At 58.5% G+C, this 11,414-nt stretch carries 12 protein-coding genes; 4 read left to right on the top strand and 8 right to left on the bottom strand.

Annotation, left to right across the window (positions count from 1 at the left end):
* The first annotated feature begins 384 nt into the window (after positions 1-384).
* Together tmaR and BN1129_RS20685 are read left to right on the top strand one after the other, a co-directional pair.
* On the top strand, positions 385-702 hold the full coding sequence (gene tmaR / locus BN1129_RS20690; RefSeq protein WP_042039123.1) for a PTS system regulator TmaR: 318 nt from the start codon (positions 385-387) through the stop codon (positions 700-702).
* Positions 703-919: 217 nt separating this feature from the next.
* Positions 920-4,003 carry a transglycosylase domain-containing protein gene (locus BN1129_RS20685; RefSeq protein WP_042039121.1) on the top strand — a complete coding sequence of 1,028 codons (3,084 nt, stop codon included), beginning with the start codon at positions 920-922 and terminating at the stop codon, positions 4,001-4,003.
* Between the two features lie 87 nt (positions 4,004-4,090).
* Here BN1129_RS20685 and yjgA read toward each other — a convergent pair whose 3' ends face one another.
* On the bottom strand, positions 4,091-4,615 hold the full coding sequence (gene yjgA, locus BN1129_RS20680) for a ribosome biogenesis factor YjgA (protein ID WP_042039120.1): 525 nt from the start codon (positions 4,613-4,615) through the stop codon (positions 4,091-4,093).
* Between the two features lie 113 nt (positions 4,616-4,728).
* On the opposite strand from yjgA, the gene pmbA reads away from it, so the two are divergent.
* Positions 4,729-6,072, top strand: a complete 1,344-nt coding sequence (gene pmbA / locus BN1129_RS20675; RefSeq protein ID WP_042039119.1) for a metalloprotease PmbA — start codon at positions 4,729-4,731, stop codon at positions 6,070-6,072.
* Positions 6,073-6,164: 92 nt separating this feature from the next.
* Here the strand turns inward: pmbA and murA are convergent, their stop codons facing one another.
* The 7 genes from murA to mlaF are packed head-to-tail and all read right to left on the bottom strand — an operon-like array spanning position 6,165 to position 10,672.
* Positions 6,165-7,421 carry a UDP-N-acetylglucosamine 1-carboxyvinyltransferase gene (gene murA, locus BN1129_RS20670; protein ID WP_042039117.1) on the bottom strand — a complete coding sequence of 419 codons (1,257 nt, stop codon included), beginning with the start codon at positions 7,419-7,421 and terminating at the stop codon, positions 6,165-6,167.
* Between the two features lie 16 nt (positions 7,422-7,437).
* On the bottom strand, positions 7,438-7,695 hold the full coding sequence (ibaG, locus tag BN1129_RS20665) for a BolA family iron metabolism protein IbaG (protein ID WP_005306001.1): 258 nt from the start codon (positions 7,693-7,695) through the stop codon (positions 7,438-7,440).
* Positions 7,695-7,967 carry an STAS domain-containing protein gene (locus BN1129_RS20660; protein ID WP_042039116.1) on the bottom strand — a complete coding sequence of 91 codons (273 nt, stop codon included), beginning with the start codon at positions 7,965-7,967 and terminating at the stop codon, positions 7,695-7,697. The genes ibaG and BN1129_RS20660 overlap by 1 nt, the downstream gene beginning before the upstream one ends.
* The gene (gene mlaC / locus BN1129_RS20655) at positions 7,964-8,596 is read right to left on the bottom strand and encodes a phospholipid-binding protein MlaC (RefSeq protein WP_042039114.1); all 633 of its coding nucleotides are present in this window, start codon (positions 8,594-8,596) and stop codon (positions 7,964-7,966) included. Before mlaC ends, BN1129_RS20660 begins: the two co-directional genes overlap by 4 nt.
* A 9-nt stretch (positions 8,597-8,605) precedes the next feature.
* Positions 8,606-9,085 (bottom strand): outer membrane lipid asymmetry maintenance protein MlaD, encoded by a 480-nt coding sequence (gene mlaD / locus BN1129_RS20650; protein ID WP_042039113.1) that lies wholly within the window; start codon positions 9,083-9,085, stop codon positions 8,606-8,608.
* Positions 9,086-9,092: 7 nt separating this feature from the next.
* Positions 9,093-9,872, bottom strand: coding sequence for a lipid asymmetry maintenance ABC transporter permease subunit MlaE (mlaE, locus tag BN1129_RS20645; protein ID WP_042039111.1), 780 nt, complete (start codon positions 9,870-9,872; stop codon positions 9,093-9,095).
* Positions 9,872-10,672, bottom strand: coding sequence for a phospholipid ABC transporter ATP-binding protein MlaF (mlaF, locus tag BN1129_RS20640; RefSeq protein ID WP_042039109.1), 801 nt, complete (start codon positions 10,670-10,672; stop codon positions 9,872-9,874). The genes mlaE and mlaF overlap by 1 nt, the downstream gene beginning before the upstream one ends.
* A gap of 207 nt (positions 10,673-10,879) precedes the next feature.
* On the opposite strand from mlaF, the gene BN1129_RS24310 reads away from it, so the two are divergent.
* Positions 10,880-11,414: KpsF/GutQ family sugar-phosphate isomerase (locus BN1129_RS24310; RefSeq protein WP_042039107.1), on the top strand; the 535-nt coding region annotated here is incomplete at its 3' end.

Genomic DNA, 11,414 nt, shown 5'->3' with positions numbered 1-11,414 from the left:
GGACACTGCCAGGCACCCAACATTGAAAGCCCGCTCATAAGAGCGGGCTTTTTTATTGGCTGATATTGGCATACCAGGAGCCATTTTGCTGCTTATCGTCCTATAACTAATTGTTTCATATCGCCTCAGTTCAAACCGCAAGGTGGGTTCGATCCCGTGCTTGCTGACGTAATAATTGCTATCTCATGCTGGTTTGTCCATTTTGCTCCCTATTTGACCCTCTTTCACCGAAACCCGGCGGCAAGCCTGCAATTAGAGTTGTATCTGCTTCATAACTCGGTAGAGTAAAGGGCATCTTGAGTTGGCCTGTACCCTCTCTTTCTTTTCTCTCTGGTACGAGCCTAACTTGCCTGCTTTTATCAACCTTTAGTCAGTGGTATCGATATGGAACCAGTAAACAAGTCCACCTTCAGCGATGTATTGGAATATGTGCGTATGTCCCGTCGCCAGAACAAACTCAAGCGCGAGATCGCCGACAACGAGAAGAAGATCCGTGATAACCAGAAGCGGGTACTGTTGCTTGACAACCTGAGCGACTATATCAAGCCGGGCATGAGCATAGATGAGGTTCAGGCCATCATCGCCAACATGCGTATCGACTATGAAGAGCGTGTCGACGATCACATCATCAAGAATGCCGAGCTGTCCAAAGAGCGTAAAGATCTGAGCTCCAAGCTCAAGGCCATGAGCTCCAGTAAGTAGACCAGCCTCGCTGCTACCTGAAAACACCGGCTTTTGGCCGGTGTTTTGTTTTCCGCCATCAGCTCGGATCTCTTCGCGCACCACAACAATCGGCTCCCCTTTTTATAATCGCCCTGTTACCATCACTATAAAGCGGTCAATAGTTTTCAAACCATTGACTTAAAAAGACTAAGCTTGAGTGAAACACAATAAATTGCGCAACCATGGTGGGGCTGATATGGGCGCATCAGAACAGACGGATTTGAACAACGTGGCATCTCAGGATTCATCCGTCCCACGCGCGGACGGCAAGTACAAGCGCAAACGTCGTCCCTGGTGGCGCTGGTTGTTCTGTTTTCTCTTTTTGCTGTGCCTGGCTGCTGTGATCGCCCTGGTTGGCTATGAGATGCAGACGTCCAGGCTGCAGTCGCAGGAGATCTCTCGCTATGCTGCCAAGCTGACCTATCAGGTCGAGCCGGGTCCCAGCAAACAGATAGCCTTCCCCGACGATGGCCCCTTCGACAAGCGGCTCGGTTACGTGCTGCTACCCATGATGCAAGAGCGCTTGTTGCAACGGGGTTATCAGGTCAGCGAGCAGGTGCATTTTTCCGATTCACTTTATGACTACGCCAGTCGTGGCTTCTTCGTTCCCTATACAGAGAAGGTTCAGGCCGGACTGACGCTGCATGACTGCCGGGCCGAGCCCTTCTATCAGTTCAAATATCCGACCCACTATTATCCGGATTTTGCTTCCATCCCACCGCTGGTCATACAGTCGCTGCTGTTCATTGAGAACCGTGATCTGTTGAGCAACGAGCAACCGCTGGCGAACCCTGCGGTAGATTGGCCCCGTTTTGCCAAGGCGGCCATGTCCCAGGTCGGCAAGGCGCTGGATATGCAGGATCAGTCCGCTGGCGGCAGCACCTTGGCCACTCAGGTCGAGAAGTATCGCCACTCACCGGACGGTCTGACGCTGTCTCCCACCGAGAAGATCCGCCAGATGGCCTCGGCCAGCGTGCGTGCCTATCGCCTGGGCCCCAAGACGCTGGAGGCGCGCAAGCTGGTAGCCTGGGCCTACCTCAACTCGGTGCCGCTCTCCGCCGCCCCCGGTTATGGCGAGGTGCATGGCTTGGGTGATGGCCTCTGGGTCTGGTTTGGTGCCAATGTGGACGAGGTCAATCGTCTGCTGGATCCGGCACGCAACCAGGATGCGCCACTTGCAGAGCAAGGGCTTGCCTTGCGTCAGGTGGTTTCGCTGATGATTGCTCATCGTCGTCCCTCCTACTATCTGGCACAGGGACGCGATGCACTGGCGACCCTGACCGACAGCTATCTGCGCCTGTTTGTGCAGGAGGGGATGATCACGCCGCCATTGATGGAGGCTGCCCTCAAGGCCAAGATCGGTTTCCGCGACTTTCTGCAGTCCCCCGCGATGACCAAGGTCAACAACAACAAGGGTCTGCAGGTCGCGCGCACTCGCCTGAGCCGTCAGCTCGGGGTGCAGTTGTATGATCTGGACCGGATGGACCTGACCGCAGACACCAGCCTTAACATGCCGCTGCAAAACGAGATTTCTCGCTACCTGCAACAGCTGGCAGACCCCGCTATCGCTGCCCAGGTCGGTCTGTTTGGTGAGCGCCTGCTCTCGCCGGAGAAGACGGGGGACGTGCGTTACAGCTTCACCCTGTTCGAGAGGTCGCCGGAAGGCTTCAAGGTACGGGTGCAGACTGACAACACAGATCAGCCGTTCGATATCAACGAGGGCAGCAAGCTGGAGCTGGGCTCTACCGCCAAGTTGCGGGTACTGACCACCTATCTGGAGATAGTGTCCGAGTTGCACGATCGCTATGCGGACATGTCGGCGGAGAGCCTGCGCAAGATCGAGGTATCAAATCAGGACAACATCAGTCGCTGGGCTGTCTCCTATCTGATGACTGCCAAGGACAAGAGCCTGCCACCTATGCTGGAGGCTGCGCTGGATCGAAAGTATTCCGCCAGTCCGAACGAAGGTTTCTTCACCGGAGGTGGCATGCATACCTTCAACAACTTCCGTCGTGAGGATAATGGTCGCATTCCCGCGATCCGTGATGCACTGCGCGAGTCCATCAACCTGCCGTTTGTGCGGCTGATGCGCGATATCGTGCGCTACAGCCTCTATCGGGAGGGCAACCGTGCCCAGCTGCTCAAGGATGACAAGGATCCGCGCCGTACCGAGTATCTGGCCAAGTTCGCCGATAAAGAAGGCCAAACCTATTTGCTGCGCTTCTGGCGTAAGTATCGTGGCAAGACCCCCGAGGAGCAGCTGGATACCTTCCTCGATGGTCTCAAGCCGAGCGCGGTGCGTCTGGCTGCGGTTCACCGCTACCTGATGCCGGAAGCTGATGAAGCGGCTTTTGCTGCCTTCCTGGCCAAGCGGCTGCCGCGTGACAAGCTGAGCGACCGGCGGATAGAGCAGCTCTATACCAGCTATGGTCCCGGCAAGTATTCGCTGCCGGATCAAGGCTACATAGCCCGTGTTCACCCGCTGGAGCTGTGGCTGCTCTCCTACCTCAAGGCGTTCGACAAGGCGACCTTTGCCGATGCGGTCGAAGCCAGCCGTGACGAGCGCCAAGAGGTATACAGCTGGTTGTTCAAGACCCGTCACCGCAGTGCCAGGGACAGCCGTATCCGCACCATGCTGGAGGTCGAGGCCTTCCTCGACATTCACCAACGCTGGGCCAGAGTGGGCTACCCGTTTGATCACCTGGTCCCCTCGCTGGCGACTGCCCTGGGTAGCTCTGGGGACAGACCCGCAGCACTGGCCGAGCTGATGGGGATCATCCAGAACGGGGGTATTCGTGCGCCGACCCTGCGTATCGAACACCTCTCGTTCGCCAAGGGAACGCCGTTCGAGACAGCGTTTGAACCGCTTCATACCGAAGGCACCCGGGTGCTGCCGGCCGAGGTGGCGACCGCGTTGCGCAATGCGCTGTCGCAGGTAGTGGAAGGGGGAACGGCAAGACGCATCGCCGGAGCTTTTGCCCTGCCGGATGGTACAGTCCTGCCGATGGGAGGCAAGACGGGCACGGGTGACAACAGGATCGAAACGGTCGGTCGTTATGGCAACGTGACCAGCTCGCTGGCACGCAACCGCACCGCGACCTTTGTCTTCTTTCTGGGGGAGGATCACTTCGGTACGCTGACCGCCTATGTGCCGGGCAGCCAGTCTGATAAGTTCCGCTTCACCTCTGCCCTGCCGGTACAGGTGCTCAAGGGGATGGCGCCACTGCTGATGCCTTATTTGCACCCCGGTACCCATACCCAGTGCATCGCGGGCAACTAGCGCGCAAAGCAGTATAAGAAACGGGGCCAATGTGGCCCCGTTTTATGCTGTGTCGATTGTTGCTCTCCATGCGGCGTGAGCCATCACTTACAGCAGGTTTTCGATTTCACCGCGCAGGTACTGGTACATTTCGCGATAGGCGACGGGCGGTTTGTTCAGTTCCCGTTCCTTGTTGGCGGAACGGATCAGCTGACGCAGCTTCTGGCGGTCCAGCTCATGAAACTGGGACATCAGCTCGTTCAAGGCGCTGTCACCCTCGCTGATCAGGCGCTCACGCCACTGCTCCAGACGATGCAGGCGGGCATTCACGGTGGAGTGGCGGTTCTTGATGATGGAGAGCGCTTCTTCGATCGGTTCGATATCACGGCTGCGCATCAGACGGCCGATGAACTGTAAATGGCGACGGAAGGACTCATCTTTCTTGGGCTTGAGTTTGCGGCCCAGCTCGACGGCATCTGCAAGCTCTTCATCCAAAGGGATTTTTTCCAGCTCGCTGTGGCTCAGGGCGACTATCTCCGCGCCCAGTTTCTGCAGCGCTTCCGCATCGCGCTTGAGCTGGGTCTTGCTGGGGCCCCAGTCTTCCAACTCGTTGTCGTCTTGATATTGACTCATCGGTCTCTTGATTCCTGTCATTCACGTTGGTGGATATGTTACCAGCTTCTCCCGCTGGGCGCAGGGGTCTGATATGCTTAGCCCCCTTTCCTTCCTTCATACAGATGTGAGTTATGGATCAGCAAGACCAAATTCGCCAGGATCAAGCCCATCTCGAGGCCGTCGTTGCCGAGGCACTGGAGATAGCCAAGGGACTGGGGGCCTCGCTGGCCGAAGTCTCCATCAGCAAGCAGACCGGGTTGTCGGTGAACACCCGCGGTTGTGAACTGGAAAGTATCGAATTCAACAAGGATGGTGCCCTTGGCATTGCTGTCTATCGAGATGGCTGCAAGGGATCTTCCTCGACTACCGATCTGGGTAAGCCCGCCATCCGCGCCGCCGTCGAAGCCGCCATGGAGATAGCCCGCCACACCTCGCCCGATGACTGTGCCGGCCTGGCTGATGCGGGCCTGCTGGCCTGGGATGCCCCCGATCTGCAACTGTGCCACCCCATAGAGCTGGATCCACAGCGCGGCATCGAGCTGGCCATCGAGTGTGAGCGACTGGCGCTCGGTCGTGATGCCCGCATCAAGCATTCCGACGGGGCCGGTTTTTCCAGCCACCTCGGCATCAAGGTCTATGGCAACAGCCACGGCTTCGTCAAAGGCTATGCGGCGTCACGCAACTCCCTGAGCTGTGTGCTGATCGGCGAGCAGGATGGCGACATGCAGCGGGATTACGGCTACTCCTCCAGCCGTACTCTCGACGGGCTCTGGAGCCCGCAGCGTATCGCTGACGAGGCGGTGGAACGCACCGTCTCCCGCCTCGGCGCTCGCAAGATCTCCACCCGTCATGCTCCCGTGCTGTTTCACCCCGACACGGCTGCCGGCCTGTGGGGCCATCTGGTGATGGCCATCAGCGGTGGCAACCTCTATCGCAAGTCGAGCTTCCTGCTGGACAAGCTGGGCAAGCAGATCTTGCCCGAGTGGCTCACCATTCAGGAGTTCCCCCACCTGCTGGGCGGGCTGGCCAGTACGCCGTTCGATGGGGAAGGGGTCTGCACCCGCGACATGGACATAGTACGCAACGGCGAGCTGATGAGCTGGCTGCTCACCTCCTACTCGGCCCGCAAGCTGGGACTGACCACCACGGGCCATGCCGGTGGTATCCACAACTGGCAGGTCTCCAGCACGGGTCAGAATTTCCAGGAGATGCTCAAGGAGTTGGGCACTGGCCTGCTGGTGACTGAGCTGATGGGGCAGGGGGTCAATATCGTCAATGGCGACTACTCCCGTGGTGCCGCCGGCTTCTGGGTCGAGAATGGCGAGATTGCCTACCCGGTTGAGGAGATCACCATAGCCGGCAATCTGACCGAGATGTTCAGCCATATAGTGGCGGTGGGCAGTGACGAGGATGAGCGCTCCAGCCTCAAGACCGGCTCCGTGCTGGTCGAAAACATGAAGCTGGCGGGCCATTGATCCCCTCTTGGTTCGCTCTTAACTGATGCAATGAAAAAGGCCCCCTCGCCAACGCGAGGGGGCCTTTTTATCAGCCTGCGATCAGGGTGCTATCAGCCCTTGATGCGTTCGATGCGGCCACCCAGGGCCTGCAGCTTGTGCTCTATGTCTTCGTAGCCACGGTCGATGTGATAGATACGGTCGACTATGGTGGAGCCTTCGGCCACGAAGCCGGCCAGTACCAGACTGGCGGAGGCGCGCAGGTCGGTCGCCATCACCTGGGCACCCTTGAGTTGCTCGGTGTCACGACAGATGGCCACATTGCCCTGCAGTTCGATGTCTGCGCCCATCCGTACCAGTTCCGGTACGTGCATGAAGCGATTCTCGAAGATGGTTTCTGTGACCATGCCGGTACCCTTGGCGACAGCGTTCAGTACGGTGAACTGTGCCTGCATGTCGGTCGGGAAGGCCGGATAGGGGGCTGTCTTGATGGTGACAGGCTTGAGGGTACGACCCGTCATGTCGAGGCTGATCCAGTCAGCACCCTTCTCGATCAGTGCACCCGCTTCCTCCAGCTTGACCAGCACGGCTTCCAGCAGGGAGGGATCTGTCTTGCGGCAGGTGATCTTGCCGCCGGTAACCGCTGCGCCCACTAGGAAGGTACCGGTTTCGATGCGGTCAGGCTGCACGCTGTAGTCGCCACCGTGCAGGCGCTCGACGCCATCGATGGTCAGGGTGTCAGTGCCTGCGCCCTGGATCTTGGCGCCCAGGGTGATGAGGAAGTTGGCCAGATCGACCACTTCCGGCTCACGGGCGGCGTTTTCGATCACGGTGCGACCTTCTGCCAGGGTCGCGGCCATCATCAGGTTCTCGGTACCGGTGACGGAGACCATGTCCATCAGGATGTGAGCACCCTTGAGGCGGCCGTCGACGCGGGCCTTGATGTAACCATCTTCGATGGTGATCTTGGCACCCATCAGCTCCAGGCCGTGGACGTGCAGGTTCACCGGACGGGCGCCGATGGCGCAGCCGCCGGGCAGGGAGACGTCGGCGGCACCGAAACGGGCGGCCAGTGGGCCCAGCGCCAGAATGGAGGCGCGCATGGTCTTCACCAGCTCATAGGGGGCGACGTGGTTGTTCACTGCACCGGTCAGCACGGTCACGTTACCGTTGACCTTGGTGGTGGCGCCCAGCATCTCCAGCAGCTTGATGGTGGTACCCACATCTTTGAGGCGCGGCACGTTGGAAAGGTGGATCTCCTCATCACACAGCAGAGTGGCGAACAGGATAGGCAGGGCGGCGTTTTTGGCGCCAGAGATGGTCACTTCGCCGTTGAGAGTACAACGACCATCAATTTTAAATTTGTCCATTTACTTAGATACCAAATCAGGAGGGCAATAGGAATTTACGTTCGCGCTTCCACTCGGCATCGGTAAAGGCCTTGATAGAGAGTGCGTGAATGGCGTTGCTGGCGATCTTGTCCATCAGCGGGGCATAGATGGCCTGTTGCTTCTTGACCCGGCTCATACCGTCAAACATGTCACCGACGGCGATCACTTGGTAGTGACTACCGTCCCCTTTGACATGGACTTCGGACAATGGCAGAGCCTCGAGGAGTATCGCTTCAATTTCAGAGACTTGCATTATGCGTCCTCAGTTGTGAGCGGGGTTGACTGAAACAGCCCGGCCACCCCGTACAGGTTGGCCAGGGTATAAAAATCAGTGGAGGCGCCCACCAGTTGCGGTGTAGCGCCTCGTGCCAATGCGGCCTTGGCCCATTTGACCAGCAGGGCCAGCCCGGCGGAGTCCAGAGTGGTGACCTCACTCAGCTCGAGCCGATCTTCCTGCCACCAGTCGGCGCGGTGTTGCCACAGTTCAACGACCTGGGGGGCCTGCAGCTCGCCGCTCAGTCTCATGACTTAATGACCAGCGGCTTGGCATTGTGGGCGCGCAGCTGGGCGATCACTGCATCTATGCCGTTCCGGCGAATGAGGCCGCCCAGCTCGTTCTGCTTGGCAGAAAGCAGGCTGATCCCTTCGGCGACCATGTCGAAGGCTTTCCATTCGCCGGTCTTGTTGTTCTTGCGTAGCTTGAACTCGAGGAATATGTCCGGTTTGCCGGTCTCTTTCACGCTGACGTTGACGGCGGTGATGTTGCTGTCACCCGGCGTATTGCCCGGTTCGATCTTGATGGTCTGCTTGTCGAAGTGGGCGAGCGCATCTGCGTATGAGCTCACCATGTACTCGGTGAATACCTCGACGAAGGCGTCACGCTGGGCCGGGGTGGTCTGCTTGATCTGGTTGCCGAGCACCTTGTAGGCGGCGAAGCGGTTGTCCACGTAGGGCAGCAGCTCTTCACGTATGATGACCCGCAGGTGATCCGGATTGCTCTTCACCAGAGACTTGTCCGCCTTCAGGCGGGCAAAGGTCTGCTTGGCGGCTGCGTCCACCAGAGCATAGGGATCGGTGGCATTGGTGGCGTGAGCGACCAGGGAAAACAGCATGCTGGTCATCAGGCCCAGCAGCAGGGCGATCTTCTTGAACATGGTTACTCCTTACTTGGTGTCGGAAGACTGGCTGTAGAGGAATTTGCCAATCAGTTCTTCCAGCACAATGGCGGATTTGGTGTCTTCAATCATGTCGCCATCCTTGAGCATGCTGGTCCCCATCTCCTCGTCGGTGAAGCCCGGCATCAGGCCAATGTACTGTTCCCCAAGCAGCCCCGAGGTCAGGATGGAGAGGGTGCTGGTTTCGGAAAACTCACCGGCACTCTTTTGCATCTGCATGGAGACGACAGGCACCTGGTTTTTGGTGTCCAGAGTGATGTCGCTGACCCGACCGACGACGACGCCACCGACCTTGACGGGTGAACGTACTTTCAGGCCGCCGATATTATCGAAATGGGCGCGCAGGGTATAGGTTTCTCCTTCCGGTTTGAAACTCAACCCTGCTACTTGCAGTGCCAACGCCAGAATGGCACCGATGCCGGCCAGCATGAAGGCGCCAACCAGGAATTCTACTTTGCTGAACTTCATCTTTACCTTATCCAAACATGACTGCGGTGAGTATAAAATCCAGGCCGAGCACGGCCAGGGAGGAGTGGACCACGGTACGGGTTGTGGCCTGACTGATCCCGGCCGAGGTCGGCTTGGCATCATAACCGTTAAAGAGCGCAATCCAGGTGACAACCAGTGCGAAGATCACGCTCTTGATCGCCCCTTGCATGATGTCATCCTGCCAGTCGACGGAGGCCTGCATGGCGGACCAGAAGCCCCCTTCGTCAACCCCCAGCCAATCCACACCGACCAGCTTGCCGCCGAAGATGCCGATCAGGCTGAACATGAAGGCCAGCAGCGGCATGCTGATGACCCCGGCCCAGAAACGGGGAGCCACCACCCGGCGCAGCGGGTCCACCGCCATCATTTCCAGGCTGGAGAGCTGCTCGGTGGCCTTCATCAGGCCAATTTCAGCTGTCAGGGCCGAACCGGCGCGGCCGGCAAACAGCAGTGCCGTCACGACCGGGCCCAGTTCCCGCAACAGGGAGAGGGAAACCAGCGGGCCCAGGCTCTGCTCGGCGCCGAAGTCCTTCAATACGTTGTAACCCTGTAACGAGAGCACCATGCCGATGAAGAGACCTGACACCAGTATGATGGCAACGGACTGTACGCCCACCACATACAGCTGCTGAAGCAGCAGGGGGAAGTGCTTGCGCGGCTCGGGTTTGCCCGCCAACGCATGAAACAGCATGATGGTCGCGCGGCCGATGGAGCTGATGACACGCACTCCGACCCGGCCCAGCTTGCTTACTTGGCTTATCAACATCACAGATCCTGTAGCAGGTCGCCTGCCGGAAAATGGAACGGAACAGGACCGTCGGGCAATCCTTGCAGGAACTGCTCGACTTCGGGATTGTGCTCCTCGCGCAACTGATCCGGCGTGCCGTGTGCCACCACCTTGCGGTTGGCGATGATATAGGCGTAGTCGGCTATGCTCAGCACCTCTTTCACGTCGTGGGTGACGATGACGGAGGTGATGCCAAGGGCATCGTTCAGTTCCTTTATCAGTTTGACCAGCACCGCCATTGTGATGGGGTCCTGGCCGACGAACGGCTCGTCATACATGATGAGGTCCGGGTCCAGCGCGATGGAGCGTGCCAGCGCTGCGCGGCGGGCCATGCCGCCGGAGAGTTCGGACGGCATCAGTTTCGCTGCGCCACGCAGACCGACTGCCTGCAACTTCATCATGACGATGGTGTGGATCAGCTCCTCCGGCAGGCCGGAGTGCTCCCGCAGCGGGAAGGCCACGTTGTCGTAGACCGTCATGCCGGTAAACAGGGCGCCGCTCTGAAACAGCATGCTCATCCGCTTGCGCACCTCGTACAGGCGGGAGCGGGAGAGGGTGGGAATATCTTCCCCGTCAAACAGGATATGACCGGACTCAGGTTTGAGCTGGCCGCCGATCAGCCGCAGCAAGGTGGTCTTACCTATGCCGCTGGGGCCCATGACCGCAGTGACCTTGCCACGGGGAATGGTCAGGTTGATCCCGTCGTATAACAGCCGATCTCCGTGACTGAAGGTCAGGTCGGAGATGGTGATCAGGTCATTGTTCAAACAATTGTCCATCCGGTGTAAATGAAGAGCGAATTTTATGGGCTAGTCTAGGTCTAAGCAACAGCAAGGAACAACTATTGAACAGCCTGGCTTCCCAAAAGCGCGACAGTTTTTTGTAACCAATTGTGCTTCTTTTAGGACCGAGAAGTATCCGATTCGCTTATCTCGACAGACTTTTTTATAATCCCGCAGCAAATTTCGGCCCGGAGCTGTGCCTTTATGTCTGTAAAGTCTGAAAAAGTGTCTGAACTGTTCGATTTTCGTCGCAGCGCCCGTACCGTGCTGGACATTGAAAAACAAGCGATTGATGGACTCTATCAGTACCTGAATGATGCCTTCGATCAGGCATGCAACCTGGTGCTGCGCTGCAGTGGCAAGATAGTGGTCACCGGCATGGGCAAGTCAGGTCATGTCGGGAGCAAGATTGCCGCCACCCTGGCCAGCACCGGTACCCCCGCCTTCTTCCTTCACCCTGGCGAAGCCAGTCATGGGGATCTGGGGATGATCTCCAGCGGGGATCTTATCATCGCCATTTCCAACTCGGGCGAGAGTGACGAGATCCTGGCCCTGCTGCCGGTGCTCAAGCGCCGTGGCATCCAGTTGATCTGCATGACAGGCAACCCTGCCTCCACCATGGCTAAGGAAGCGAACGTGCACCTGTGCGTGCGGGTCGAGAAGGAAGCGTGCCCGCTCGGGTTGGCGCCCACCTCCAGCACCACGGCCACGCTGGTGATGGGGGACGCACTGGCGGTTG

The organism is Aeromonas popoffii (assembly GCF_000820025.1).
Taxonomy (GTDB): domain Bacteria; phylum Pseudomonadota; class Gammaproteobacteria; order Enterobacterales; family Aeromonadaceae; genus Aeromonas; species Aeromonas popoffii.
This window is presented reverse-complemented; position numbering and strand designations above follow the sequence as displayed.